The 25133-nt window shown below is 68.2% G+C and carries 24 protein-coding genes; 8 read left to right on the top strand and 16 right to left on the bottom strand.

Annotated features, from left to right (window positions below):
* Positions 1-31 precede the first annotated feature (31 nt).
* Complete coding sequence (locus tag ACXJJ9_RS09290) at positions 32-1177, bottom strand: efflux RND transporter periplasmic adaptor subunit (RefSeq protein WP_457096903.1); 1146 nt, start codon at positions 1175-1177, stop codon at positions 32-34.
* An 82-nt stretch (positions 1178-1259) separates the two neighbouring features.
* Between ACXJJ9_RS09290 and ACXJJ9_RS09285 the strand changes: the two genes are divergently transcribed.
* The 3 genes from ACXJJ9_RS09285 to ACXJJ9_RS09275 all read left to right on the top strand — a co-directional run bounded on the left by ACXJJ9_RS09285 (position 1260) and on the right by ACXJJ9_RS09275 (position 4187).
* Positions 1260-1925: a TetR/AcrR family transcriptional regulator gene (locus ACXJJ9_RS09285; RefSeq protein WP_457096902.1), complete on the top strand. Its 666-nt coding sequence runs from the start codon at positions 1260-1262 to the stop codon at positions 1923-1925.
* A gap of 135 nt (positions 1926-2060) precedes the next feature.
* Positions 2061-2717: a protein-L-isoaspartate O-methyltransferase family protein gene (locus tag ACXJJ9_RS09280; protein ID WP_457096901.1), complete on the top strand. Its 657-nt coding sequence runs from the start codon at positions 2061-2063 to the stop codon at positions 2715-2717.
* Between the two features lie 27 nt (positions 2718-2744).
* On the top strand, positions 2745-4187 hold the full coding sequence (locus ACXJJ9_RS09275) for a TolC family outer membrane protein (protein WP_457096900.1): 1443 nt from the start codon (positions 2745-2747) through the stop codon (positions 4185-4187).
* Positions 4188-4267: 80 nt separating this feature from the next.
* Here ACXJJ9_RS09275 and waaA read toward each other — a convergent pair whose 3' ends face one another.
* A complete protein-coding gene (gene waaA, locus ACXJJ9_RS09270) occupies positions 4268-5578 on the bottom strand; it encodes a lipid IV(A) 3-deoxy-D-manno-octulosonic acid transferase (RefSeq protein WP_457096899.1) in 1311 nt (436 codons plus the stop codon).
* Positions 5579-5649: 71 nt separating this feature from the next.
* On the opposite strand from waaA, the gene lpxL reads away from it, so the two are divergent.
* The gene (gene lpxL, locus ACXJJ9_RS09265) at positions 5650-6609 is read left to right on the top strand and encodes an LpxL/LpxP family Kdo(2)-lipid IV(A) lauroyl/palmitoleoyl acyltransferase (protein ID WP_457096898.1); all 960 of its coding nucleotides are present in this window, start codon (positions 5650-5652) and stop codon (positions 6607-6609) included.
* On the opposite strand, the gene ACXJJ9_RS09260 is transcribed toward lpxL, so the two are convergent.
* The 6 genes from ACXJJ9_RS09260 to ACXJJ9_RS09235 all read right to left on the bottom strand — a co-directional run bounded on the left by ACXJJ9_RS09260 (position 6602) and on the right by ACXJJ9_RS09235 (position 11400).
* A complete protein-coding gene (locus tag ACXJJ9_RS09260) occupies positions 6602-7930 on the bottom strand; it encodes an O-antigen ligase family protein (RefSeq protein WP_457096897.1) in 1329 nt (442 codons plus the stop codon). The genes lpxL and ACXJJ9_RS09260 overlap by 8 nt on opposite strands.
* Positions 7923-9032, bottom strand: coding sequence for a glycosyltransferase (locus tag ACXJJ9_RS09255; protein WP_457096896.1), 1110 nt, complete (start codon positions 9030-9032; stop codon positions 7923-7925). Before ACXJJ9_RS09255 ends, ACXJJ9_RS09260 begins: the two co-directional genes overlap by 8 nt.
* A gap of 75 nt (positions 9033-9107) precedes the next feature.
* A complete protein-coding gene (locus ACXJJ9_RS09250) occupies positions 9108-9314 on the bottom strand; it encodes a zinc-finger domain-containing protein (RefSeq protein ID WP_457096895.1) in 207 nt (68 codons plus the stop codon).
* A 117-nt stretch (positions 9315-9431) separates the two neighbouring features.
* Positions 9432-10133 carry a pirin family protein gene (locus ACXJJ9_RS09245; protein WP_457096894.1) on the bottom strand — a complete coding sequence of 234 codons (702 nt, stop codon included), beginning with the start codon at positions 10131-10133 and terminating at the stop codon, positions 9432-9434.
* Between the two features lie 6 nt (positions 10134-10139).
* A complete protein-coding gene (locus tag ACXJJ9_RS09240; protein ID WP_457096893.1) occupies positions 10140-10745 on the bottom strand; it encodes a YceI family protein in 606 nt (201 codons plus the stop codon).
* Between the two features lie 64 nt (positions 10746-10809).
* Complete coding sequence (locus ACXJJ9_RS09235; protein ID WP_457096892.1) at positions 10810-11400, bottom strand: malonic semialdehyde reductase; 591 nt, start codon at positions 11398-11400, stop codon at positions 10810-10812.
* A 134-nt stretch (positions 11401-11534) separates the two neighbouring features.
* On the opposite strand from ACXJJ9_RS09235, the gene ACXJJ9_RS09230 reads away from it, so the two are divergent.
* Positions 11535-12488, top strand: coding sequence for a mitochondrial fission ELM1 family protein (locus ACXJJ9_RS09230; RefSeq protein ID WP_457096891.1), 954 nt, complete (start codon positions 11535-11537; stop codon positions 12486-12488).
* A 24-nt stretch (positions 12489-12512) separates the two neighbouring features.
* On the opposite strand, the gene glnE is transcribed toward ACXJJ9_RS09230, so the two are convergent.
* The 6 genes from glnE to ACXJJ9_RS09200 all read right to left on the bottom strand — a co-directional run bounded on the left by glnE (position 12513) and on the right by ACXJJ9_RS09200 (position 20407).
* Complete coding sequence (gene glnE, locus ACXJJ9_RS09225; protein ID WP_457096890.1) at positions 12513-15293, bottom strand: bifunctional [glutamate--ammonia ligase]-adenylyl-L-tyrosine phosphorylase/[glutamate--ammonia-ligase] adenylyltransferase; 2781 nt, start codon at positions 15291-15293, stop codon at positions 12513-12515.
* 76 nt (positions 15294-15369) lie between these two features.
* Positions 15370-16791 carry a S8 family serine peptidase gene (locus ACXJJ9_RS09220; RefSeq protein WP_457096889.1) on the bottom strand — a complete coding sequence of 474 codons (1422 nt, stop codon included), beginning with the start codon at positions 16789-16791 and terminating at the stop codon, positions 15370-15372.
* A gap of 337 nt (positions 16792-17128) precedes the next feature.
* On the bottom strand, positions 17129-17818 hold the full coding sequence (locus ACXJJ9_RS09215; protein ID WP_457096888.1) for a TorF family putative porin: 690 nt from the start codon (positions 17816-17818) through the stop codon (positions 17129-17131).
* A 9-nt stretch (positions 17819-17827) separates the two neighbouring features.
* A complete protein-coding gene (locus ACXJJ9_RS09210) occupies positions 17828-19117 on the bottom strand; it encodes a S8 family peptidase (RefSeq protein ID WP_457096887.1) in 1290 nt (429 codons plus the stop codon).
* A 1-nt stretch (position 19118) separates the two neighbouring features.
* Positions 19119-19808: a S8 family serine peptidase gene (locus ACXJJ9_RS09205; protein ID WP_457096886.1), complete on the bottom strand. Its 690-nt coding sequence runs from the start codon at positions 19806-19808 to the stop codon at positions 19119-19121.
* A complete protein-coding gene (locus ACXJJ9_RS09200) occupies positions 19805-20407 on the bottom strand; it encodes an RNA polymerase sigma factor (protein ID WP_457096885.1) in 603 nt (200 codons plus the stop codon). The genes ACXJJ9_RS09205 and ACXJJ9_RS09200 overlap by 4 nt, the downstream gene beginning before the upstream one ends.
* A gap of 202 nt (positions 20408-20609) precedes the next feature.
* Here ACXJJ9_RS09200 and ACXJJ9_RS09195 point away from each other — a divergent pair, with 202 nt between their 5' ends.
* A complete protein-coding gene (locus tag ACXJJ9_RS09195; RefSeq protein ID WP_457096884.1) occupies positions 20610-21692 on the top strand; it encodes a TIGR03118 family protein in 1083 nt (360 codons plus the stop codon).
* A gap of 69 nt (positions 21693-21761) precedes the next feature.
* Here ACXJJ9_RS09195 and groL read toward each other — a convergent pair whose 3' ends face one another.
* Complete coding sequence (gene groL, locus ACXJJ9_RS09190; RefSeq protein ID WP_457096883.1) at positions 21762-23402, bottom strand: chaperonin GroEL; 1641 nt, start codon at positions 23400-23402, stop codon at positions 21762-21764.
* Between the two features lie 57 nt (positions 23403-23459).
* Positions 23460-23747: a co-chaperone GroES gene (gene groES / locus ACXJJ9_RS09185; RefSeq protein ID WP_187713004.1), complete on the bottom strand. Its 288-nt coding sequence runs from the start codon at positions 23745-23747 to the stop codon at positions 23460-23462.
* Between the two features lie 542 nt (positions 23748-24289).
* Between groES and ACXJJ9_RS09180 the strand changes: the two genes are divergently transcribed.
* A complete protein-coding gene (locus ACXJJ9_RS09180) occupies positions 24290-24685 on the top strand; it encodes a helix-turn-helix transcriptional regulator (protein WP_457096882.1) in 396 nt (131 codons plus the stop codon).
* A 109-nt stretch (positions 24686-24794) separates the two neighbouring features.
* The gene (cutA, locus tag ACXJJ9_RS09175; protein WP_457096881.1) at positions 24795-25130 is read left to right on the top strand and encodes a divalent-cation tolerance protein CutA; all 336 of its coding nucleotides are present in this window, start codon (positions 24795-24797) and stop codon (positions 25128-25130) included.
* Positions 25131-25133: the final 3 nt, after the last annotated feature.

Raw genomic sequence — 25133 nt, 5'->3', positions numbered from 1 at the left:
CTCCCCGCACGCGGGGAGAAGGAGGAGTAGATCAACGGGCCGTCAGGGCTACCGGCTTCGTGGCGGCCATGGCGATGGGGCGGTTCTCGCGATCCACCGGCGCGACCACCTGGCCTTCGCGCAGCAAGTGGCCACCGGCGGTGACGATCCAGGCGCCGGGATTCACGCCGGACAGCACGGGTGCAGTGGCTTCGCCGAAGGCACCCAGTTGCACCGGCGCGAGACGCAGCCTGCTGGTGGCCGGATCGACCACCCAGACCGCGGTGGCGTCGCCGGTACCGCGCTGGATCGCCGACAGCGGCACGGTGAGCGCGGCTCGCGTCCCGCCGTCCTGCACGTACACGCGGGCGCTCTGGCCGAGGTCGACCGCCTTGGCCGCCTCGCCGGTGAGTTCGACGCGCGTGGCATAGGTGCGCGCCTGCGGATCGGCGGCCGGGGCGATTTCGCGGATCGTGCCCGGCAGGCGCTGGCCCGGCGCGCTCCACAGTTCGACCGCTACCGGCTGGCCGACGCGGAACTCGCGAATGCGGCTTTCCGGCAGGGCGATGGCGACTTCGCGGCCGCCGTCGGCGGCGATGGTGAAAACGGTCTGTCCGGCACCGACGACCTGCCCGGCCTCGGCGGCACGGCTGGCGATCATGCCGTCATGCGGTGCGCGCAGCTGCGTATAGGCCGACTGGTTGCGGGCCACATCGAGGTTCGCGCGCGCGGCATTGGCCTGGCCCTGCGCCGCGGTGGCGGCGGCGTTCTGCGCGTCCAGCGCCGAGCGACTGACCAGCTGCTGGCCGGCGAGCTTGGCGTAGCGGGCCTGATCGGCACGGGCACGGGCGAGTTCAGCCTCGGCGGCAGTCAGCTGCGCCTGCGCGGCGCGCGCCTGCGCGGCGAGGTCGCCGGCATCCAGCACGGCGAGCACGTCGCCCTGGCGCACGTGCGCGCCGACATCGACATCGCGCCGCACCAGCTTGCCGGAGACGCGGAAGGACAGCGGGCTCTCCTCGCGGGCCCGGATTTCGCCGGCATAGGCGGTGAGCGCGGCTTCGGCGCCGCCACCGGGATGCATTACCAGCACCGGCCGCGGCGCCTCGGTCGTGGCGGCCTCGCTGTTGCAGCCCGCCAGGGCGACCGCCGCGGCCAGGACCGCAAGACCGCCAAAAACGTGGGGGAATTTGCTACTCATGGCGCCAGCCCTCATCCGGGAGAATTAGTGAACTAGCCGGTACTGTATATTTATAAAACCCGTTAGTCTAGTATCTAACCCCATGAAGTCCGCGCCCTCGAAACCCCCGCCCCCCAAACCCAGCAGCCCCGGCCGGCCCAAGGACCTGGGCAAGCGCGCCGCCATCCTCGAGGCGGCCAAACGCATGTTCACGGGGCACGGCTTCGAGCGCGTGAGCATGGATCAGATCGCCGCCGAGGCCGGCGTCTCCAAGCTCACCGTCTACAGCCACTTCGGCGACAAGGAGACGCTGTTCTCCGCCGCCATCACCGCCAAGTGCGAGGAGCAACTGGCCAATGGCCTGTTCGCAGTCGACCCGGATTCCTCGCTGCGCGATCAACTGCTGGGCATCGGCCGCGCCTTCCTCACCCTGATCAACAGCGAGGAATCGCTCGCCATCCTCCGCGTCGTGGCCACGCAGCCGCCGCCGACCAAGCTCGGCCAGCTGTTCTGGGACGCGGGGCCGCGCCTGGTGCAGGAGGCCCTGGCCTCCTTCCTTCGGGACGAGATCGCCGCGGGTGCGCTGGATATCCCGGACGTGCAGCGCGCCGCCTCGCAATTCCTGTGCATGCTCAAGGGCGAGATGCACATGCTCCTGCTGTGCGGCTGCATCGAGCAGGTCGACCCGGCCGAAGCGGAGGCGCACGTGCAGGCGACCGTCGACATGTTCCTGCGCGCCTACCAGGCCACGCCGGCACGCAAGCGCTGAGCCGCTCTGGTTACTTCAGTCTTGGTTACTTCTGGCACTAAGGCGGAAATCGGCCCGGCAGCGATCCTTTCCGCGGCGATGGGCAAGGCCAGTCGTTAGAATTGGCACCCCGCCGTCCCCTACAGAATCCCCGAGATGAGCACGATCGATTTCGCCAAGGCCCGTGAACTGATGGTCGAACAGCAGGTTCGCCCCTGGGACGTGCTCGACCCGCGCGTGCTCGACGTCCTCGCCACGCTGCCGCGCGAAGGCTTCGTGCCCGCCGCGCACCGCACCCTGGCCTACACCGACCTCGCCCTGCCCTTGGGCCACGGCGAAGTGATGATGAAGCCGGTGGTCGAAGGCCGCGCCCTGCAGGCGCTGGCACTCGCGCCGGGCGACGATGTCCTGGAAATCGGCACCGGCAGCGGCTTCCTCGCCGCGTGCCTGGGCCAGTTGGCGCGCGAGGTGGTCAGCCTCGAACGCCACGCCGATCTCGCCGACGCCGCGCGCGCCAACCTGGCCGCACGGGGCATCGGCAATGTCAACGTGATCACCGCCGATGCGTTCTCGTGGGAAAGCAGCCGCCGTTTCGCCGCGATCTGCGTGACGGCCGCCGTGGCCACGATCCCGACGCGCTTCATCGAATGGCTGCAACCGGATGGCCGCATGTTCATCGTGCGCGGCCGGTCGCCGGCGATGGAAGCAGTCCTGCTGCGCAACCAGTCGGGCTCGCCGCGCATCGAATCCCTGTTCGAGACCGATCTCCCCTACCTCGCCGGCGCTGCGCCGGCGCCCACGTTCGAGCTGTAACGAGTCGTATAAAACTAAGGACCCTGCATGAGCCGTCATCCGCTTGTTCTCGCACTAGCTGCTGTCATCAGCACCTCGGCCCTGCTGCCCGCCGCAGCCCACGCCGAAGACCTGTTGCAGACCTATGAACTGGCGCGCGCAGGCGATCCGCAGTTCTCCGGTGCCGAATCCACCCGCCTCGCCATCCGTGAAGGTTCGGTGCAGGCCCGCTCCGCGCTGCTGCCTCAGATCGGCGCGAATGCGACCATGAACCGGAATCGCAGCACCAATCCCGGCGAAAGCACGATCGATCCGGATAACGATCCGACCACCCCGAACGACATCTTCATCAGCCGCAGCAAGTCGGAAACCACGACCCGGGACCTGAGCGTCAACCTGCGCCAGATGGTCTATGACCACAGCAACTTCACCCGTCTCAAGAGCGCCAACGCCCTGACCGAAGCGGCCGATTACCAGCTCGACTCAGCCGCCGACGCCCTGATCACCCGCACCTCGGACGCCTATTTCCAGGTCCTGGTGCAGCTGGAATCACTCGCTGCCGCCGAGGCCGCCGAAACCGCGCTGAAGAAGCAGTTCGATTTCGCCTCCAAGCGCCTCGAGGTCGGCCTGGCGCCGATCACCGACGTGCATGAAGCCCGCGCCCAGTACGACAGCGCGCGCGCCAACACCATCCTGGTCCGCAACGCGGTCGAGGATTCCTACCAGGCGCTGCGCGAACTCACCGGCCAGCCGGTGACGAACCTGAAGGGCCTGCCGGAAGACTTCAAGCCGACCCTGCCGGAGTCCACCGGCATCGACCAATGGGTGGATTCCGCCGCCACGAACAACCCGGCACTGAAGGCCAAGGAACTGCAATTGCAGTCGGCCGAAGCCGACGTGGGCACCGCACGCGCGGGGCACTACCCGACGCTGTACCTCAACGGCGGCTACGGCGACACCAAGACCTGGGGCGACAACACCTTCAGCAGCACCGGCGGCCCGTTCTCGTCCGACATCGACAACCACAACTATGGTCCGTTCATCGGCGTGACCCTGTCGGTGCCGATCTACACCGGCGGCTTCACCCAGTCCACCGTGCGCGAGGCGCTCGCGCGCCGCGACGTCACCGAAGACGAGCTGACCCAGCAGAAGCGCGCGCTCGACCGCAATACCCGCAATGCCTACCAGACCCTGGTCGCCGGTATCAGCGAAGTGGAAGCCCGCCGCCTGGCGCTGGTTTCCGCCCGTGCCGCCTACGACGCCTCGCAGGTCGGCCTGGAAGTCGGCACCCGCACGGTGCTGGACGTGTTGACCAACCAGCAGAACCTGTTCCGCGCCCAGCTGGCCTATGCGCAGACCCGCTACAACTTCCTGCAGGCCCGCCTCCTGCTCGAGCAGGCCGCCGGCACGCTGGACGTGGATGACATGAAGGAGATCAACGCATTGCTGACGGCGGATACCGAGGCCAAGCTGCAGACGCCGTTGCAGTAAAGCGCGGCGGAAGCGATGCAACGAAGGCGGCCGATGGCCGCCTTCTTTTTTTGCTGGTGGCCGCGGCGCCGGCCGTCGCCTCAACCGCGCGGGCGCAGTACCGGCTCGAGCAGGGCCAGGGTGCGCGCCACCGCACCGCGTCCGGTTTCGATCAGCGTGTGCCCGGCCTGGACCATGCGCGCCCGCGCCTGCGGATCCCCGAGCAGGGCGGCGACATCGCGACCGACGGCCTCCGCATCGGCGCCGATCTCCAGCGCGCCTGCCTGCTCGAGTCGGTGCGCGATCTCGGCGAAGTTGTGCAGGTGCGGACCGGTCACGATCGCGGTCCCCGTCGCCGCCGGCTCGAGCAGGTTGTGGCCGCCGATGGCCTGCAGGCTGCCGCCGACGAAGGCGACATCGGCGCAGGCGTAGAAATTCACCAGCTCGCCCAGTGTGTCGACCACGAACGCCGCGTCATCGCGTTGCGGCCAGCCGCCACGCGTCCGGGTGGAAACCCGCCAGCCCGCACTGCGCGCCTGTTCGGCCACCGCGCGGAAGCGTTCGGGATGCCGCGGCGCCCACAACAGCAGCAGGTCGGGGAATGCCGCGCGCAGGCGGCGGTGGATCGCGATGACGTCGGCCTCCTCGTCCTCGTGCGTACTCGCCGCGATCCATACCGGCCGGCCCGGGACGTGCGCGCGGAACTCCGTGGCGAACTGCGCGACGCTGTCGGGCACGTTGACGTCGTACTTGAGGTTGCCCACTTCCAGCGCCTGCTCCTCGCGCGCGCCCAGGCGCACGAAACGCAGCGCGTCGGCATGCGATTGCGCCGCGACCGTATGCACGGTGCGCAACGCGCGTCCCACCAGTGGCGCCAGCACTTGATAGCCATGCAGCGAACGCGCCGACAGGCGCGCATTGAGGATGTAGCTGGGAATCCCGCGATCGCGGCAGCCGAACAGCAGGTTCGGCCACAACTCGGTCTCCATGATCAGCGCCGCGATGGGACGGTAGTGGCCGAGGAAGCGCCCGACCGCACCGGGCAGGTCATAGGGCAGGTAGACATGCTCCACCTCGCCCTTCCACAGCGCGCGCACGCGCTCGGACCCGGTCGGCGTGATCGTGGTGACCAGCAGGCGCAGGTCGGGATAGGTGCGACGCAGCGCCTGCACCAGCGGCAACGCGGCATTCACCTCGCCCACCGACACCGCGTGCACCCACAGCGTGCGCGGATGCATCGGATCGTGGTTGTAGACCGCGTAGCGCTCCGCCCAGCGTTGCAGGTAGGCAGGCTGGCGGAAGCCGCGCCAGATCAGGTGATAGATGGTGACGGGAGCAATCAGGTACAGGGCCGCCGAATACAGGACGCGCAGGAGGCGCTCGACGAGATCAGGCTTCGTTACTGGCGGCATCGGCGAAGGATAACGAAGTTGCCACCACCCTCGCTGGCCTGATGCTTCCACGGCGTCGTTAGAATCGCCCCATGTCCGAAGCGCATCCGCCCACCCCCATCGCCAGCCCCACCGATCCCGGCACGCCCCCGCGCGGCCCGCGGCACTGGCCGATGTGGCTCGCCTACGCCGCGATGTGGAGCGCCGCGCGATTGCCGTGGCCGCTGCAGCGCGCACTGGGCCGCGTGGCGGGATGGCTGGCGCGGATGCTGATCCCCACGCGCCGCCGTGCCGCGCGCATCAACATCGCGCTGTGTTTTCCCGAACTGGACGAAGCCGCGCGCGAACGCCTGCTGCGCGCGCACTTCCGCGACGTTGGCATCGGCCTGTTCGAATTCGCGCGGGCATGGTGGGGTTCGGCGGAACCCATGCGCCGCACCGTCACCATCGAAGGACTGGAGCACGTGCGCACGCTGCAGGCGCAAAAGCGCGGCGTCCTGTTCGTCTCCGGCCACTTCATGACCCTGGAACTGTGCGGACGCCTGATGTGCGACCACATCCCGCTCGCCGGCATGTACCGCCGCCTGCGCAGCCCGGTGCTGGAGTGGGCGGTCAAGCGCGGCCGGCTGCGCTATGCCTGTGCGATGTACAGCAACGACGAGATCCGCCCGGCGATGCGCCACCTCAAGCAGGGCGGCTTCCTCTGGTACGCGCCGGACCAGGACATGCGCGGCAAGGACACCGTGTTCGCGCCGTTCTTCGGCGTACCGGCGGCGACGATCACCGCCACGCACCAGTTCGCACGCCTGAGCGGTTGTGCGGTGATCCCGTTCTTCCATCGCCGCGAAGGCGCGGATTACGTGTTGCGCGTGGGCGCACCGCTGGCGGATTTTCCCTCCAGCGACGCCACCGCCGACAGCGCCCGCGTCAATGCCAGCATCGAAGCGATGGTGCGCGAGGCGCCGAGCCAGTACCTGTGGATCCACCGCCGCTTCAAGCGGCGACCGGCCGGCATGGTGTCGCCGTACAAGGCGCAGCGGGCGACTACCTAGCGATCGCCGCGCCGCGCACGCCGCGCGAGAGCAGGCTGCCGGCGTACAACGCCGCCAGCAGCAGCGTCAGCCCGCCCCAGAACGTCGAGTAGAACGCCAGGTGGGTGTTGAACGGGAATACCGTCGCGGCCAGCGCGAGCATGGCCGGACGGGCATCCTCGCGCGCGGCCTCGTCGGCGAAGCGCCATGCCCGCCACGCCAGGGCGACGCCCGACAGCCACAGCAGCAGGCCGATGCCGCCGGTCTCGCTGAGGATCTCGAGCACGATCTGGTGCGCGTGCAGCGCGGGGCCGCTGCCCCAGGCCGGCGGCTGCGATGGATCGGGATCGCAGGCGGGGAAGGCTTCGCGAAAACCGCGCGCGCCCACGCCGTTGACCGGATGTTCGCGCGCCATGCACAGCGCCGCGCCCCAGATCCGACCACGGCCCGACAGCGCGCTGTCGACACCGGTGTCATCCGCGGTCAACGCATGCGTGGTGCGGTGCATGCGTTCGCGTACCTGCGGCACGGTCGCCGTCATCACCGCCATCGAGATCGCACCGAAGGCGAACACGCCGAGCAGTCGCTTCCATCCGAGCAGGCCCCAGCCCGACAGCAGCAGCACCACGGCGAAGGTGATCCACGATGCGCGCGAACCGGCCAGCAGCAGCACCAGGCCGATCGTGGCGGCGGCGACCAGCCAGCCCGGCGCGTGGAAGCGGCGAGCCGCGGCGTACAGCGCGAACGGCGACATGCTCGCCAGCACCTGGCCGAGCTTCAGGTTGCACGGCCCCAGCACGCCGCTGAGGCGGTCGGCCGCGGCGACTTCCGCGCTCGTGCACATCGGATGGTGGCTGATGACCTGCTTGATCGAGTCGATGCCGAAGAACAGCGGGCTGGTACCCGTGAACGCCTGCACCAGCGCATCCAGCGTCCAAACGCCGACGATGACGGCCAGCCCGGTGAAGGTGACGCGACGTCCGCGCGGACCGGCCACCGCGGAGGCGACCAGCCACAGGAACGGCAGGTAGCGCAGGTCTTCGGCGGTCTGCGCGAACGAGTGCGCTCGATCGATGCTGTCGATGGCGGACACCAGTTCCGGCACCCAGTAGGCGCAGAACAGCACGCTCGTGAGCGCCCAGGCATGGTTGCTCAGCAGTTGCGCGCCGCCACGGAAGCGCGACACCACCAGCTTGAAGATCGCCGCCAGGGCGCCCAGCACGAGCACCGCTTCGGCATAGCCCGGCGCCGGCCACAGGGCGACATAGGTGAGGATCCAGGCGGGTGCCCAGCGCCAGCCACCCTCCTGGTCGCCATGGATGGCGGCAGCGGCTTCAGCCACAGAGTTCGGTGTAGACGGCAAGCGTGGACTCCTGCATCGCGCGCAGCGTGTGCGGAATGGTAGCCGGAGGCGACGGCGGCTGCGCCAGCAGGTCGCGTGCGGCCTGCAACAGTGCGTCGGCATCGAAAGGTGCGACCCCGCCGCGTGGTTGCAACTGTGCGAGCAGTTCGCCCACGCCGCCATGGGCCCAGCCGAGCACGGGACGCCCCACGGACAGCGCCTCGACGACGGTGCGGCCGAAGGATTCGGGTTTGCGCGAGAGTTGCAGCACCAGGTCGCTGGCCGCGTACGCGCGCGCGATCTCGTGGGTGGGCGGCGTGAAGGCGATCGCCTCGGCGACGCCGAGCGCAGCGGCTTCGCGTTCGAGCTCGGCGATGTAGGCCTCGCGCCCGGCCTCGCGCGCGCCCGGCAGCCACAGCGTGGCCGCGCTGCCCGCACCGCGCAGCCCCGCCAGCAGCCTGAGCGCATCGGCGTGGCCCTTGAGGCGTGTGCCGCGTCCGGGCAGCAGCAGCAACGCCCCCCCCGCCGCCGCCAGGACCGGATGCTGCGTCGCCGCCCACGCCCGCGCGGCGGCATCCGGATACGGCGCGCGCGGGAACATCGCCGTGTCGATGCCACGGGGAATCACGCGCAGCCTGGCCGCGTCGGTCGTCGGGTAATGCTGCAGCACGTATCCGCGCACGGTGTCGGACACGCAGATCACGCGCTCGCCGCGCGTCATCACCGCGCTGTAGCGCGAGGGCGAATTGAGTCCGTGCACGGTGGTGACGAAGCGCGGCCGGTTGCGCATGCCGCGCAAGGCGAACACCGCCAGCCATGCCGGCAGGCGCGAACGCGCGTGCACAAGGTCGACGCGTTCGTGCGCGAACAAGGCGCGCAGCGCGCGGACATGGCGCAGGGTCAGCAGCGACTTGCGGCCGATGTCCAGGATGATGTGTTCGGCGCCCAAGGCCTGCAATGCCGGCACCAGCCGACCGCCGGCGGAGACGACGATGGCGCGATGGCCGGCACGCACCAGGGCCTCGGCGATCTCGAGCGTGGAACGTTCGACCCCGCCGGATTCCAGCGCGGGCAGCAGCTGCACAACTGTCAGGCGGCGCAAGGAGGCGCGCTCAAGCCACGAGCCGTGACCACGGACGCATCATCGCGGGCTGTCTCGCTGCCAGCCGCTTCTCTCTCACCGCGGGCCGTCTTCGAGCACGAAGAGCGAGCCGCAGTACGGGCACTGGCATTCGCCTTCGGCTTCGATCGGCAGGTACACGCGCGGATGCGAGTTCCACAGCGCCATCGACGGCAGCGGGCAGCTCAGCGGCAGGTCGGCGCGGGTGACGACGTAGCGCTTCTCGGCATTGGCCTGGGTCGGATGAATCGGGGCGGCAGTCATGGCGTGCGACTTCGTGAAGCGTGGGGGCGCATTGTAGGCCGCGCCGCGCCGCGGGGAAATCAACCCGCGGCACCGCCAGATGCGCCGCAGCGCGTGGTAAGAACTACGCGCAGCCGCCTACGGCAGGTCGAACAGCAGCACTTCGCTGGCCTCCATGGCCGTTAGCTGCAGGGTGCCGCTTTCCTCGGCCAGGCCGATGGCATCGCCGGCCGCGAGCTTTCTCCCCGCCGCTTCGACGGCGCCGCGCACGACCTGCAGCCAGTAACGGCGCTGCGGATCCAACGATTGACCGATCCCGGCGCCTGTTTCCAACCGCGTGAGGTACAGCCGCGCGTCCTGGCGGATGGCGAGGCTGCCACCGGCGCCGTCGGGCGAGGCCAGCAACGCCCAGCGTCCGCGGGATTCGTCGCCTGCCGCCACCCGTTGCCCATAGGCCGGCCGCGCGTTTAGGCGGTCGGGCTGGATCCAGATCTGCAGGAAGTGCACGGGCTCGGCATCGCTGGCGTTGTATTCGCTGTGCTCGATGCCATGGCCGGCGCTCATCCACTGCAACTCGCCTGCGCGGATCACGCCGCCACCGCCGCTGTCATCGCGATGCGCCAGCGCGCCCTCGAGCACGTAGCTGAGGATTTCCATGTTGGCGTGGCGATGCGGGGGGAAGCCCGCACCGGCGGCGACGCGATCGTCGTTGATCACCCGCAGCGGACCGAAACCCATCCACGCGGGGTCGTAGTAGCTCGCGAAGGAGAACGTGTGCCGGCTGGCAAGCCAGTCGGCACCCCCACGGCCACGCGCATCGGCGGGACGCTCGATGATCATCGCGGCTTATTTCTTGCTCGCGTCCGGCTTCGGCACCATCGCTTCGGTGGTGATGCGGATGGTGATGTCGTCACTGACGTTGGGGACGAACTTGGCGATGCCGAATTCGCTGCGCTTGATCGTGGTGCTGGCGTCGAAGCCGATGGCCGCACGCTTGCCCAGCGGATGCTCGCCGGACTTGTTCAGGGTCACCTCGAGCACCGCCGGCTTGGTCACGCCGTGCACGGTGAGGTCGCCGATCACGCGCAGCTTGTTGTCGCCGGCGGGTTCGGTCTTGGTGCTGGCGAAGGTGATGACCGGGTACGTCGCGGCGTCGAAGAAATCGCCGCTGCGCAGATGCTCGTCCAGATCCGGCACGCCGGTGTCGAGGCCGGTCAGCGGGATGGTGACCTTGACCGACGACTGGCCGACATGGGCGGCGTCGTAGACGATCACGCCATCGACCTCGCCGAAGCGCGCGGTCGGGTGCGAGAAGCCGAAGTGGGTCCAGCCCGCGATGACGTTGGTGTGGTTGGGATCGATCTTGTACGACACCGGGGCAGCGAAGGCGTTGCCGGCCAGGGTATTACCGGCCAGGAACAGCGCGACGGCGAGGGTCAGGGGTCTGAACATGGTGGACTCCGAGGGAACGTGGTGATGAAGGGAGGCGCGCGACGCGCCGGAAAGATTCGCGGAATCAGACGATGCGCGCGGCCTCGTCGAAGGCGAGGCGGGGCGAACGCGGGAACAGCTTTTGTGCATCGCCATGACCGAGGTTGACGAGGAAGTTCGATTTCCATGGCGTGCCGGCAAAGAACGCCGCGTCGACCTTGGCATTGTCGAAGCCCGACATCGGCCCGCAATCCAGGCCCAGCGCGCGTGCGGCCAGGAGCAGGTAGGCACCCTGCAGGCTGCCGTTGCGCAGGCAGATGGTCTCGATCGCGGCTGCGGGCTTGCTGTCGAACCAGCTCCTGGCGTCGGTGTGCGGGAACAGGTACGGCATCTTCTCGAAGAAGGTCGTGTCGTAGGCGACGATCACCGTCACCGGCGCGGCCATGGTCTTGGCGTAATTGCCTTCGTCCAGCGCCGGACCAAGCTTGGCCTTGGCCTCCGCCGACTTCACGAACACAAAGCGCGCCGGGGAGGAATTGGCCGTGGTCGGCCCCCACTTGAGCAGCTCGTAAAGCTGGTGCAGCAACTCGTCGCTGACCTCACCGCCGATCTCGTTGTGGGTGCGGGCGGTGCGGAACAACTGGTCCAGCGCGTCGGCCGGCAAGGCGGAATGCATCAATCGATCTCCAGAACACAGGAATACAGGTACAGCGGGCGCATGGGCGCGGTGCCGTCGCGGCCAAGGCGGGGAAGTGTAGAGTCTGGCGCGTGAAACCACAGGCGGCGACGCCGGAACGGACCTATTCCCCGATGCAACAACCCCCCGATGCCTGGACGCTCAGCGATGGCCATGCCGGCAATGTGCGGCAGGCGCAGGCCCTGGTCGCGGCGTTGGGCACGGTATCGCCGCAGGAGTGGACGCTGCAGGCGCGCGCACCCTGGCGCTGGCTGTCGCCGCGGCGGCTGCCGGCGGCGCGCAACGCCTTCGGCGCTGCCTTCGCACGCGCGCTGGCGGCGCCGCCACACCTCGCCATCGGCTGCGGACGCCAGGCCGCCCTGGCGACGCGGCTGCTGCGCGAACGCGGCACACGCGCGGTGCAGATCCTCGATCCGCGCATCGATCCGCGGCATTGGGACGTGGTCATCGCCCCCGAACACGATGGCCTTGGCGGCGACAACGTCATCACCCTGCTCGGCAGCCTGCATCCGGTCGACGACCTGTGGCTGGCGGCATCGCGCCAGCAATTCGCCGCGTTCGCCCAGTTGCCGCAACCGCGCACGGCGGTGCTGCTCGGCGGGACGAGCGCGCATGGCAGCGTCGACCTCGAGGCGCTGGCGCATCGGCTCGACGCACTGGCGGCCCACGTTGCACGCGAAGGCGGCAGCGTGCTGGCGACCGCGTCGCGACGCACGCCCGCGCCGGCACGGGCGCTGCTGCGGGAAAAGCTGGGGACACTCGCCGGTGTCACGTGGTGCGACGCGGGCGATGGCCCCAATCCGTATGCGGGGTTGCTGGGCTGGGCGGATCGCATCGTCTGCACCGCCGACTCGGTGAACATGCTGTCGGAAGCGGCCGCGACCAATGCACCGGTGTTCGTGTCCGGCCACGACGCGATCAGCGGGCGGCCACGCCGCTTCGTCGACAGCCTGATCGCACGCGGCCGCATCCGCGCCCTGGACGAGTCGTTGGTTCCCTTTGCGGTGACCCCGCTGCGCGAGACCGCGCGCGTCGCGGCGGAAGTCCGCACCCGCCTGGGACTGTAGCCCCGCAGGCGCGCGGCTTCGGCGCTATTCGAAAGCGAGGCCGTTGGCCCGCGCGACGGTACGCACGGCCGTGCGCGCGGCTTCGAGACCGGCATCGAGTGGCAGGCGCCGCGCACGGCGATCCAGCGTGCACTCCAGTCCGCGCGACAACAAGGTAGCGTGGGCCTCCAACAGCGCGGCGGTGGTCGCGGCGTCGAACAAGCCGGCCGCGTGCATCGCGTCCACCAGTCCAGGGGTGTTGCGTGGCGCGAGCAGCTCGCGCCGCGATTGCGCATGCACCAGCACCAGCGCCTGCAGCACGAACTCCAAGTCGACCAGCCCGCCCTCGCCCTGCTTGAGATCGAACACGGCCGCATCGCTGCGATCCAGCTCCGCGCGCATGCGCCGGCGCATCGCGACCACGTCCTCGCGCACCTGCGCGGGATCGCGTGCAAGCGCCAGCGTTTCCGCGCGCACGCGCTCGAAGTCGGCATGCAGGATCGGGTCGCCGGCGACGAAGCGCGCGCGCACCAACGCCTGGTGTTCCCAGGTCCACGCGCGCTCGCGCTGGTAGTCGCCGAAGCTGGCGAGCGACGACACCAGCAGGCCCTTGGCACCGTCGGGACGCAGGCGCACGTCGACCTCGAACAGGCGTCCCGCGGCGGTGACCGCGCCCAGCAGCGCCACGATCTTCTGCGCCAGCCGTGCGAACCAGCGCGTCGCGTCCAGGGGCCGCGCGCCATCCGAGTGCGCGTCGGGCGGCGCGTCGTACAGGAAGACCAGGTCGAGATCGGAGCCGAAGCCGAGCTCCTCGCCGCCAAGGCTGCCGTAGCCGAGCACGACGAACCGCGCATCGGCGATGACGCCGTGCGCGCTGCCGACTTCCTGCCACGCCAGGGCCAGCACACGCGCGACCACGCCGTCGGCGAGCCAGGCCAGCTGCTGCGCGCTCGCGGCAGCGGGCTGGCGGTGATCGCGCACGGCCATCGCGATGCGGAAACTCAGCGCCTGCCGCAGCTCGTTGAGCTCCTGCAACACCGCTTCGGTATCGTCGTCGCCAGCGACGGCGGCACACGCGTCGAACAGGGCCTCGCGACCGGGCAGGCTGCCACCCACGCGGGCATCCAGCAGTTCATCCAGCAGGAGTGGATATGCTGCGAGGCGTTCGGCCAACAGCGCACTGCGGGACACGACGTCGACCAGCCGCTGCAGCGCCGCGGGTTGTTCATCGAGCAGTGCCAGGTAGGCACTGCGGCGCAGGATGTTCTGCAGCAGGGCCAGGAGCCGGCGCAGCGCCAGCATCGGGTGCTGCGAACCCGCCGCCCCCTGCAGCAACGCCGGCAGCACGCGATCGAGGCGCGCGCGCGCCGAATCCGACAGCCCTTTCACGCCCGGACTGCGGGCGAGATCACGCAGTAGACCGTCGGCCTGCTCGGCTTCTGCGAAGCCGGCAGCGCGCAGTTCGTCGGCATCGCCTGCATCGGGCAGCGCATGCCAGTACGACGCCAGCGCACCAGGAGTCAGCGCCTTGTGCCGGGGTGCGAGCAGTGCGTCGAACTCGGCGGTGACGCGCGCGCGATGCGCATCGAGCTCGGCCCGCAAGGCGTCCCAGCCGTCGTAGCCCAGTGCGATGGCGATGCGCCGGCGATCCTCATCGCGTTCCGGCAGCGCGTGCGTCTGCGCGTCGGCAAGCATCTGCAGCCGGTTCTCGATGCGCCGCAGGAAGCGATAGGCATCCGCCAGCGCGAGGCCGGTGTCCGCGCTGACGTGGCCGGCATCGACCAGGGCCTGCAACGCCGGCAGCAGGCGGCGCTCGCGCAGGTGCGGCTCGCGCCCGCCACGGATCAGCTGCAACGCCTGCGCCAGGAATTCGATTTCGCGGATGCCGCCAGGGCCGCGCTTGATGTCGTCGGCCAGCTCGCGACGGGCGACTTCGGCGCTGATCGCCGCCTTCATCGAACGCAGTCCGTCGAGCGCGCCGTAGTCGAGGTAGCGCCGATACACGAACGGCCGCAAGGTTTCGAGGAAACGTTCGCCCGCCGCGAGGTCGCCGGCGACCGGCCGCGCCTTCTGCCATGCGTAGCGTTCCCAGTCGCGACCTTCGTGCTGGAAGTACTGCTCCATCGCCGCGAACGACCACGCGACGCGACCGACGTTGCCGTACGGGCGCAGGCGCAGGTCGACGCGGTGACTGAAGCCGTCGGCGGTGGCTTCATCGAGCAGCTTCGCCAGCTGCTGGCCGATGCGCGCGTAATAGGTTTCGGCCGCCAGTGCGCGGGCGCCATCAGACTCGCCGTCGCACTCGTAGGCATAGACGAGATCGATGTCGGAGCTGAAGTTCAGTTCGCCACCACCGAGCTTGCCCAGCCCGTACACCACCAGCCGCTGCGGCTGGCCCTGGCGGTCGCGGATCACGCCATGACGCTGGGCGAATTCCTGCTCGATCGCGCTCAGCGCGCGTTGCAGGCAGGTTTCCGCCAGGGCCGTGGCACCCGCGAGCGTGTCGCCCACCGCGTCCATGCCCAGGACATCGCGCCACACCAGCCGTGCCGATTCCGCCGCGCGATAACGCCGCAGCAGGGCAGGCCAGTCGGCCCGGTTTTCCGCGGTCAGCTCCGGCGGCGCCGGCGCCGGCGTGTCAGCCAGCAACCGGGGCAGCAGTTCGGGCTGGCGCAGCATCGCCTCGATCGCGAAGTCGCTGGCCAGCGCGACGCGGCGCAGGCGATCGCAGGCCTGCGGATCGGCCAGGGCCGCGGCGCACCCGGGCAGGTTGCGCAGGCGCTGCAGTGCGCGTTCGGCGATGGCATCACGGGTTGCGTCCTTCATCCGCGCAATTCTGGCATGCGCCAAAAAAATGCGGCCGCCCTGAGGCGGCCGCATGGTCTGACGCGTTAGCGGAAACTCAGAACTGCACGGCCTTGGCAGCGTTGACGCGTCCGGCCCCGTAGAAGTCGTCGTTACCCGGCTTGCCCAGGTCGTCGGACGACGCGCGCAGGATGCGCTCGACTTCCGACGGAGCCAGCTCGCCACCGTGCTTGCCGATGATCAGCGCGGCAACGCCCGAGACGTGCGGCGCCGCCATGCTGGTACCCGACGACCAGCTGTAGGACGCCAGCAACGGACCGCCCGGATTCTGAGCGTAGCCACCCACCGCAAACACGCCGTCGAACACCCAGCACGGACGGGTGATGCCGGCGACAACGCAGTTCTCGTTGCCCGCATAGGCGAAGTCACCGCCTGGCGCGGCTACCGAGATTCCCGACTGCCCATAATTGGTGTAGCTGGCAGGAAGGTCGAGATTGCTGCCGCCAGCGGTCGCCCAGCCCATCGGCGACGTTGCCGCGACGCTGACCACGTTGGGCAGCTGTGCCGGGAACGCACGCAGGTTGGCGCGGTAGCAGTCGGCGCCATCGCAGATCTGCACGCCCGAATCGTGGTCGAGATCGCGCCCGTCGTTGCCGGCAGAAACAATCGTGATCGCGTTCTGCGAGCGCGCATAAGCCACGGCGCGCTTGGTGGCATTGACCAGTTCCGCCGTGTCGTTGGCGCCCGGGCCATTGACCTGGAGTCCGCCGCGCACGCCCAGGCTCATGTTGATGACATCGGCACCGTGGTCGGCGGCATAGACGATGCCGTTGATGATGCCCTGGAAGCTGCCGCTGCCGGTGACTTCCGATAGCACCTTGACCGCCAGGATCTTGGCTTCCGGAGCGACGCCGATCGTGCCGATGCCATTGTCCGGCGATGCGATGGTGCCGGCGGTGTGCGAGCCATGGTTGAACGCGTTGACATGGGTCAGGCAGACGCCCTCCCCCGGTACGAACGAGGTCGATTCCGACATCAGCAGGTTGGCCGCGATATCCGGATGCAGGCACGCGATGCCCGAATCGAGCACGGCTACCGTCGCGCCGGCGCCGCGATAGCCGGCATTCCAGGCCCCTGCGACGTCGACGGCCGCGCTGCCCCACTCCAGGTTGAATCGCGTGTCGTTATCGCCCGACGCCGGCGGATTGGCGAAGTCCGCCTCGACGACCGAAGTCGCCTCGGGAACGTCGTACTGCAGCACGATGTCCTGCGCCACCGAACGCACACCCTGCACTTTCGCTGCGCGCGCCTTGAAGGCACCGTCCGTCGATTCGACGATGACGACGCCGATCTGCGGCAGTCGCGCGGTGATCGTGCCGCCCGCGGCTTCGATCTTGCGCGCGAGTTGCGCATCGAATGCGAGGTTCTTTGCCTGGACCACGTAAGTCGCCGCGTGCGCGGACGACGCAAACACCACACCGCCGAGTGCCAAGCCAATGGCACGAGAGAGCTGTCTCATGAGTAGGAATCCTTGATTGCCCCTGGGGAAGCGTGAGGCCCATCACGCTTTGGCCAGTCTAGACAGCCGGTGCGGCCCGACGCCCGCTGCGCTGCAGCATCGCTCCGCTCAAGGAAGCACCAAATAAAAAAGCCCGCTATCGGTCGGAACCGGTAGCGGGCCTTGCTCCCTCCCCCACGTCGGGATGCGAGCCGATCGTGAAGGAAGCGTTATTCCCAATGCACGCTGCAGTGCAAAACAATACTTGGGAGTTCAGAAAGGCGCATGCCGAGGCCGCTTTTCCGGGGTCTTGGGCCCGGCTACGCCTTGGGGGGAATGGCTTTTCGCGGTTGTCAGGTCACCATGCGCGCGACAGCGTCACGATCCAGCCGCTGTCGTCACCGCCGTAGATCGGGTACTGGCGCGTGCGTTCGTCGCGGCCGCTGACCTGGCTCCAGGCTATCCGCAGATCGAACGGCTCGAACGCGATGCCCAGCCCGACCTGGGCGTCGACGCGCGTGTCTCCTCCGTCGTCGCCAGCTCCATCTTCGCCGCGGCGCTGCCATCCCAGGTGTCCCAGCAGCCGCAGGCGCCTGCCCATCGGCTGGTTGCCGTTGAGCTCGAAATAGACCGCAGGGACATCCCGGTCGGGATAGCGCGGCGCGTACGAGAGCCGGGCACCCAGTCGCTGCGAGGCGAGGCCGACATGGAACTCCGGATAGTTGTAGTCCGACTCCCCCACCAGCGCCGCGTACTCGGCGCCCGCGTCCCAACTGAGATTGCCGCGCATGCGCCGGGCATAGCCGGCGTACGCAATCGCCTGCAGATCCGCCTCGGTACCGAACGGGCGTCGCACGCTCGAGAGCATGGCCCCTGCATACCAGCCCCCCGCCGTGTCGTAGGCGAGACCCAGTTGCAGTGCCGGCGCTTCATCGCTCAGCGAAATGCCACGCCAGCGGTAGTCCGACGTCAAGGTGACGGTGCCCGAAACCTGGGCATGGGCGCCGGCAGCAGCCAACAGGGCGCCAAGTGCAACCACGACTCGCACGGGATGTTCTCACCGGCGCGGCATCGACCTCGCTGTCTGCGCTGAGGCGCAGTCGCAAACGCAACGCTGGCTGACGTGCGCGACCGCGGCGCACGCGTCGATCGACTGGGGCCGCCTCGGCGCCAACCCTACCGCATCGGTGGTCAATGCGCGGCGCAGCTGCGCGGGGGCGAGTCCCGGCGAGAGTTCGCGCAACAGGGCCACCAGGCCACTGACCTGCGCCGCCGCATACGAAGTCCCCGACACCAGGCGCCAGTGGCCGCCGGGGACCGGCGCAGGAATGCCCTGGCCGGGTGCCAGGAGGACCCCGGGCACGCGCGCGCCCTCGTTGATGGCGGCGATGGCGAGCACACCCGGGTGGATGGCCGGGAAGCCACCATCCACGGCCTTTGCATCGACGGCTCCGACTATGACCACGCCCTGCGCGAGCGCGACATCCAGCAAGCGCGCGAGCAGCCGATCCGATGGACCGGTCAGGCTGAGGTTGAGCACCTGCGTCTTCGCATCCACTGCGAACTGCAGTGCCTTGGCGAGGGTGAAGGTGCTGCATAGCGCGGTGTCGGCCGCCGTCGGTTGCCAGCACGCCCGCAATGCCAGCAATCGCGCATCCGGCGCGACGCCCTCGATCCCGATGCGGTCATCGGTGCGCGCCGCGATGATCCCCGCCACCTCGGTGCCATGGCTCTCGGCGCGATACGCACTGCCGTCGACGAAGTTGCGCGCCAGCGCCACCCGTCCGCGCAGATCGGGGTGCGCGGTGTCGACCCCGCTGTCGACGGCCGCAATGGTGATGCCGTGGCCGGTCGCCAGCGCATGCAGTTCATCCAGGTGCCAGCGCGCCACCGCGGGCTGGGCCATTGCCAGGGGATCACCGGCGCCCAGCATCCGGAAGCGCTGCATCGGCTCGACCGACTCCACGCGAGGATCGGCGGCCAGACTCGGGATGGCGCGTGCGCGTTCGTCGGCGTTGGGCGCTTCGAGCACGAAGCAATCCAGCCCCAGCGCCGGCATCGGCCATTCGTCCGACAACTGCAGGCCATGCTCGCGGGCGAGCGTGGTGACGATGCGCTTGCGCGCCGCGTGTCCGGGCGCGGACTGGTAGCCATTGCCGTAGGCGTTGTCGGGACGGAAGTGCGGCGGCGGTGCGCGCAGCATCACCAGCAGCTGCCGGTCGAGGGCGGCTTCATTCTTGGCGTCGGTGTCGATGGCCGCGCGCCCAGGATCCGGCTGTGCCTGTGCCATCGCGCTGCCCACCATCGACAGGCACGCCATCAACAAGAGGGGCAGAAGCGCGCGCATGTCAGCGCTCAGCCGCGGCATCGAGCGGCTCGACCAGCACCACGCCCGGGGTGGCGCGCAGCGCGGCGCGCGCGCTTGCGACGCGCGCGGCCGGGATGGCGAGCACGTAAGCCCCCGCCTCGTTGGGCCCGTCGATGATGCGTGCCTGGTTCGCGCGCAGCAGCGCGCGCATCCGCTCCTGGCTCATGGCCGGTTCGAACACCACGACCAGCTGGCGGCTTTGCGCATCGACCGGTAGAGCATCCGTCGCGCCAAGGGAGCGGTACACCGCGGGCCCGTCGCGTTGCAGGCCGGGATCCGGGGCCATGCTCATCAGCAGCGTGCCCCCCAACACGAGGATGCCCAGCCCCTGGGCGACGACCAGGCCGCGCAGCCACAGTGGCATCTGCGGCCACGCACGGTGCCAGTCCCGCCACTGCAGCGGCGAAGGCGACGAAGACCTGTCGCTCGCCTGCAGGCGACGCCGCAGGTTGGCAAAGGAGGGCGCCGGCACCGCCGGTGCGGCCTGCGCGTACGTCGCGCGCAATTGCTGCAGTTCCTCCACTTCGCGCCGGCACTGTGCGCACTCGGCGAGGTGGTCCGACATGCGCTCGAACTCGCCTCCCTCGAGCGTGCCGTTGACCCACCAGGGCAGCATGCGCTGCGCCTCGAGGTGCGCCGAACCGCCGAACGGGAGCACGCGGCCGCTCACATGGCCTCCTCGCGGTCCGCGCTCAACAGGTTTTTCAATCGCTGGCGTGCGTAGAACATGCGTGTCTTCACCGTGTCGACCGGGCAACCCATGATCTGTGCGATTTCTCGGCAGGCGTAGCCCAGGTAGTACGTCAGCTCGATCGCGGCACGTTGTTCCGGCGACAAGGTTCGCAGGGCCGCATCCAGGCGCACGCGCAATTCATGCCGCGCCAGCTCGCCTTCCGGCTCCTGCTCGGCGGGCATCGCTCCTGCCGAGTCCGCGCCGGATTCGACGGCATCGTCGACCTGCCGCAAGGCCTTGAGCGCCTGCCGATAGGCGATCCCGAAAATCCATGTCGACACCCTGGCATCCGGGTTGTAGGCATGCGCCTTGCGCCACACCACCAGCATGGTGTCGTCGAGGATTTCCTCGACTAGCGGCGGCCGCCGCGTCATGCCCAACAGGAATCGCGCCAGCCGCGGGTGATACAGGCCATACAGCAATTCGAACGCCTTCATATCTTCGGCCGCGACCTTCTCCATCAGCGCGACCTCGTCCACAGACGCCGCACCCTTCATGTCGCGCGCATCGATGCCGGTGCCCGGCCGTCGCACCATCTGTTCTCAACCTCGCTGCACAGTAAATGCCCGAAGCGGACTCGCCGGTTCAATTGTCGGCGCCCCGGTCGCCGTCGATGTTCAGGCGGTGTGAGGATGAACCTTCGTCGGCGTGGCCGGCATACACCCTTGGCCGCAGCGCCCACCGCACGCAGCGCTGCGCACTCGCAGTTGCAACTGCACTACCCCAAGGAGAACCGAGATGAAGTCGCTTACCGCGCGCACCTGCGCGACCCTGGCCCTGGCGTTCGCATTCGCGGCCGCCCCCGCTTTCCAGGGCGTCCAGGCACACGGATTACGCTTCGAACAGCGCAACCTGGTGTCCGACGGATTCATCCCCGCCGAGCACACCGATCCGAACCTGGTGAATTCCTGGGGCGTTGCCTTCAACCCGTTCGGCTTCGCCTGGGTGGCGAATGCCGATGGCCACACGTCCACGCTCTATGACGGCGACGGCAACGCCAACGCCCTGGTCGTGCAGATTCCCACTCCCACCGATCCCACCGGCGGCTCGCCGACCGGCATCGTCTTCAACGGATCCGGCAACTTCATGGTCGCGCCCAACCAGCCGGCCCGCTTCATCTTCGCCACCGAAGAAGGCGTCATCGCCGCCTGGGCGCCCGCGGTCGACCTGACCCACGCCATCCGCAAGGCGGACAACTCGGCCAGCGGCGCCAGCTATCGGGGCCTGGCGCTCAGTGCCAACGGCAACATGCAGCTGCTGTACGCATCGGATTTCTTCCATGCGAAGGTCGATGTGTTCGACCAGAACTTCCAGCAGTTGCAGCTGCCGGCGGGTGCGTTCGTTGATCCTGGCATCCCGAAAGGATTCGCGCCGTTCGGGATCCATGCCATCGGCGGCGACATCTATGTCACCTACGCCAAGCAGGACCCGTCGATGCTCGAAGACGAGACAGGGCCGGGCCTGGGCTATGTCGACGTGTACACGCCCAAGGGCACGCTGATCCGGCGCGTCGCAAGCCGTGGCGTCCTCAATGCGCCGTGGGGCGTTGCACTCGCACCGGCGAAGTTCGGGGTCTTCAGCAACGCCTTGCTGATCGGCAACTTCGGCGATGGCCGCATCAATGCCTTCGAGCCGGTGTTCGGCTTCCCGATCGGCCCGCTGCGCGACCGCAACTTCAAGCCGATCGAGATCGATGGCCTGTGGGCCCTCGCCTTCGGCAACGGCCTGCTCCATCAGCCAGTCAACACGCTGTTCTTCTCCTCCGGCCCGGATGACGAGGAACACGGGCTGTACGGGCGCCTTGATCTGATCACCCAGTGACAACACGAAAAAGAAAAGCCCCGCATCGGTGCGGGGCTTTTCCGTGTTGCAAGGTTCATCGCGGCGCGATCAGAAATCCATGCCGCCCATGCCGCCCATGCCGCCGCCGCCCGGCATCGCCGGCTCTTCCTTCTTCGGCAGCTCGGCGACCATCGCTTCGGTCGTGATCATCAGGCCGGCGATCGACGCGGCGTTCTGCAGCGCGGTGCGGGTGACCTTGGTCGGATCCAGGATGCCGGCTTCGATCATGTCGACGTATTCGCCAGTCGCGGCGTTGTAGCCGTAGGCGCCCTTGCCTTCCATCACCTTGTTGAGGATGACCGACGGCTCGTCACCGGCGTTGGTCACGATCTCGCGCAGCGGCGCTTCCATGGCGCGCAGGGCGATCTGGATGCCGTGGCTCTGGTCTTCGTTGGCACCCTTGAGGCCAGCGATCGCGGCCTTGGCGCGCAGCAGCGCGACGCCGCCGCCCGGGACGATGCCTTCTTCCACGGCAGCACGGGTGGCGTGCAGCGCGTCTTCAACGCGGGCCTTCTTTTCCTTCATCTCGACTTCGGTGGCCGCACCGACCTTGATGACGGCGACGCCGCCGGCCAGCTTGGCCACGCGCTCCTGCAGCTTCTCGCGGTCGTAGTCCGAAGAGGTTTCTTCGATCTGCGCCTTGATCTGCTTGATGCGCGCTTCGATGGCGGTGTGTTCGCCGGCGCCGTCGATGATGGTGGTGTTCTCCTTGGAGATCTGCACCTTCTTCGCGCGGCCGAGGTCCTTGATCGTGGCCTTCTCGAGCTGCAGGCCGACTTCCTCGGAGATCACGGTGCCGCCGGTGAGGACGGCCATGTCTTCCAGCATCGCCTTGCGACGGTCGCCGAAGCCCGGAGCCTTCACCGCGCAGACCTTGACGATGCCGCGGATGGTGTTGACGACGAGGGTGGCGAGGGCTTCGCCTTCGACTTCCTCGGCGACGATCAGCAGCGGCTTGCCGGCCTTGGCGACGCCTTCGAGCACGGGCAGCAGCTCGCGCACGTTGGAGATCTTCTTGTCGTGCAGCAGGATGAACGGATCTTCCAGTTCGGCCTGCATCGACTGCTGGTTGTTGATGAAGTACGGCGACAGGTAGCCGCGGTCGAACTGCATGCCCTCGACGACGTCGAGCTCGTTCTCCAGACCCGAACCATCTTCGACGGTGATCACGCCTTCCTTGCCGACCTTGTCCATCGCCTGGGCGATGAGGTCACCGATGTTGGTGTCGGAGTTGGCCGAGATCGCGCCGACCTGGGCGATTTCCTTGCTCGTCGAAGACGGCTTGGAGATCTTCTTCAGTTCGGACACGGCTTCGACCACGGCCTTGTCGATGCCGCGCTTGAGGTCCATCGGGTTCATGCCGGCGGCGACCGCCTTCATGCCTTCGCGGATCAGCGCCTGCGCCAGCACGGTCGCGGTGGTGGTGCCGTCACCGGCGTTGTCGGAGGTCTTGGAAGCGACTTCCTTGACCATCTGCGCGCCCATGTTCTCGAACTTGTCGGACAGTTCGATTTCCTTGGCGACGGACACGCCGTCCTTGGTGATCGTCGGGGCGCCGTAGCTCTTCTCGAGCACGACATTGCGGCCCTTCGGGCCGAGCGTTGCCTTGACGGCATTGGCGAGCACGTTGACGCCGCGCAGCATCTTTGCGCGGGCGTCTTCGCCGAAACGGATTTCCTTGGCAGCCATTTGCGGATTACCTCAAAGAGAATTCAGTAAAAAAGAAAATTTGGAAGCGACGCGCGATCAGACAATGACCGCGAAGATGTCGTCTTCCTTCACTACCAGGTATTCGGTGCCGTCGAGCTTCACTTCGGTGCCGCTGTACTTGCCGAACAGGACCTTGTCGCCGACCTTGACCTTGGGGGCACGGACGTTGCCGTTGTCGAAGACCTTGCCGTCGCCGACGGCGACGACTTCGCCCTTGATCGGCTTCTCGGTGGCGGAGTCCGGGATCACGATGCCGCCCGCGGACAGCTTTTCTTCTTCCATGCGCTTGATGACCACGCGGTCGAACAGCGGCTTGATGTTCATGGCAACCCTCGTAAATGCTTGAGTGGTAAGGAAATGGCCTGCGTTTTAGCAGTCACTTCAGGCGACTGCCAGATTCGCGGCGTAGAAAGACCCGGCGAGCCGGGACTGCCACCAGATGGGGCCCAGGGCCGGGCTTTCAAGCGCCGGAAAAGAAAAAAGTCCGAACGGGGGAGGTTCGGACCTAAGGGAGAGGGCCAAAAAGAAAGAGCGCGGACAGGGGTTCGCGCTCTTTCCGGTTTGGAGATGGCTGTCCTCGCCCTGGCGCAGTCCCGGCGCCGCATCTCCTTACCTGACGTCTTGTCGAGCCGGCATCCGTGCCGGACCGGTGCAATTTGTGCCGGCGGTTGCCCCTTGTCCAGTATGAAATCGTAGTCATTTGTTGAACACTGGTATCTGTTTCACTCCAAAAGCTCACATAAAGTATTGATAGATAAATATTTTGCTTTCATTCATGATACCAATGGTGAACACCGACTGGTGTCTGTTGATATCGACGTGACTTTTGGTAACAATCGGCCCGTGTTCATGGAACGGAGCAGGCAATGACGCCCCAGCAGCGCATCCGATTGGCCCGGCGCCATGCCGGCCTGTCCCAAGCCGCCCTCGCCAGTGCGATCGGGGTGCAGCGCAGCGCCGTCAGCCATTGGGAAACCAACAACAGCAAGCACCCCAAGGTCACCCATATGCGCGAGGTGGCCCTGGCGTGCGGAGTGCAGTTCGAGTGGCTCGCAACCGGACGCGGGAAGATGAGCCTGTCCAGCGATACCGCCCTGGATTCGGTCGCCGCGGCCGATGCGTTGTTGATCGAGGACCCGATCGAGCTGCGCCTGATCCTCGCCTTCCGCGACGCCCCCACCCGTTCGCGCGCACCCCTGGTGGAAGTGGTCGAGCAACTGGCCTCGCTGCGCACCGGCCGCAAGATCGGCAGCGCGCGCTAGGGCGGGATCCAGGCGGCGCCACTAGCGACGTGGAGAAAACCGGCACTACCCGGGCTATTTCGTAGTTGCGGCAAAGGCTGGCCGGACGCCCACCGCTACAATCGCGCCCATGTCCGTCCTGCTCGCCTACAGCACCTGCCCTGATGCGGCCAGCGCCGACGCGATCGCGCGTGTCCTGGTGGATGAACGCCTGGCCGCGTGCGTGAACCGCCTGCCCGGCGTGCATTCGACCTACCGTTGGCAGGGCCGGGTCGAGCAGGCCGACGAAGTGCTGCTGCTCATCAAGACCACCGCCGATCGTCTGGACGCCCTGACCGCCCGGCTGCGCACCCTGCATCCATACGAACTGCCGGAACTCATCGCGGTCGAAGCGTGCGCCGGCCTGCCCGCCTATCTCGACTGGGTGAGCGCGGAAACCACCTTGCCACCCTCCCTGGGCGCCTGATCC

The organism is Lysobacter sp. P5_B9, assembly GCF_054049835.1.
The sequence above is the reverse complement of the archived record's forward strand: the minus strand, read 5'-3'. Positions and strand labels throughout refer to the sequence as shown.

What these genes read in the sequence shown, in the direction of transcription:
- ACXJJ9_RS09290 (WP_457096903.1), bottom strand. Translation starts at nt 1,177, where the DNA reads ATGAGTAGCAAATTCCCCCACGTTTTTGGCGGTCTTGCGGTCCTGGCC.
- ACXJJ9_RS09285 (WP_457096902.1), top strand. Translation starts at nt 1,260, where the DNA reads ATGAAGTCCGCGCCCTCGAAACCCCCGCCCCCCAAACCCAGCAGCCCC.
- ACXJJ9_RS09280 (WP_457096901.1), top strand. Translation starts at nt 2,061, where the DNA reads ATGAGCACGATCGATTTCGCCAAGGCCCGTGAACTGATGGTCGAACAG.
- ACXJJ9_RS09275 (WP_457096900.1), top strand. Translation starts at nt 2,745, where the DNA reads ATGAGCCGTCATCCGCTTGTTCTCGCACTAGCTGCTGTCATCAGCACC.
- waaA (WP_457096899.1), bottom strand. Translation starts at nt 5,578, where the DNA reads ATGCCGCCAGTAACGAAGCCTGATCTCGTCGAGCGCCTCCTGCGCGTC.
- lpxL (WP_457096898.1), top strand. Translation starts at nt 5,650, where the DNA reads ATGTCCGAAGCGCATCCGCCCACCCCCATCGCCAGCCCCACCGATCCC.
- ACXJJ9_RS09250 (WP_457096895.1), bottom strand. Translation starts at nt 9,314, where the DNA reads ATGACTGCCGCCCCGATTCATCCGACCCAGGCCAATGCCGAGAAGCGC.
- ACXJJ9_RS09245 (WP_457096894.1), bottom strand. Translation starts at nt 10,133, where the DNA reads ATGATCATCGAGCGTCCCGCCGATGCGCGTGGCCGTGGGGGTGCCGAC.
- ACXJJ9_RS09240 (WP_457096893.1), bottom strand. Translation starts at nt 10,745, where the DNA reads ATGTTCAGACCCCTGACCCTCGCCGTCGCGCTGTTCCTGGCCGGTAAT.
- ACXJJ9_RS09235 (WP_457096892.1), bottom strand. Translation starts at nt 11,400, where the DNA reads ATGCATTCCGCCTTGCCGGCCGACGCGCTGGACCAGTTGTTCCGCACC.
- ACXJJ9_RS09230 (WP_457096891.1), top strand. Translation starts at nt 11,535, where the DNA reads ATGCAACAACCCCCCGATGCCTGGACGCTCAGCGATGGCCATGCCGGC.
- glnE (WP_457096890.1), bottom strand. Translation starts at nt 15,293, where the DNA reads ATGAAGGACGCAACCCGTGATGCCATCGCCGAACGCGCACTGCAGCGC.
- ACXJJ9_RS09220 (WP_457096889.1), bottom strand. Translation starts at nt 16,791, where the DNA reads ATGAGACAGCTCTCTCGTGCCATTGGCTTGGCACTCGGCGGTGTGGTG.
- ACXJJ9_RS09210 (WP_457096887.1), bottom strand. Translation starts at nt 19,117, where the DNA reads ATGCGCGCGCTTCTGCCCCTCTTGTTGATGGCGTGCCTGTCGATGGTG.
- ACXJJ9_RS09200 (WP_457096885.1), bottom strand. Translation starts at nt 20,407, where the DNA reads ATGGTGCGACGGCCGGGCACCGGCATCGATGCGCGCGACATGAAGGGT.
- ACXJJ9_RS09195 (WP_457096884.1), top strand. Translation starts at nt 20,610, where the DNA reads ATGAAGTCGCTTACCGCGCGCACCTGCGCGACCCTGGCCCTGGCGTTC.
- groL (WP_457096883.1), bottom strand. Translation starts at nt 23,402, where the DNA reads ATGGCTGCCAAGGAAATCCGTTTCGGCGAAGACGCCCGCGCAAAGATG.
- groES (WP_187713004.1), bottom strand. Translation starts at nt 23,747, where the DNA reads ATGAACATCAAGCCGCTGTTCGACCGCGTGGTCATCAAGCGCATGGAA.
- ACXJJ9_RS09180 (WP_457096882.1), top strand. Translation starts at nt 24,290, where the DNA reads ATGACGCCCCAGCAGCGCATCCGATTGGCCCGGCGCCATGCCGGCCTG.
- cutA (WP_457096881.1), top strand. Translation starts at nt 24,795, where the DNA reads ATGTCCGTCCTGCTCGCCTACAGCACCTGCCCTGATGCGGCCAGCGCC.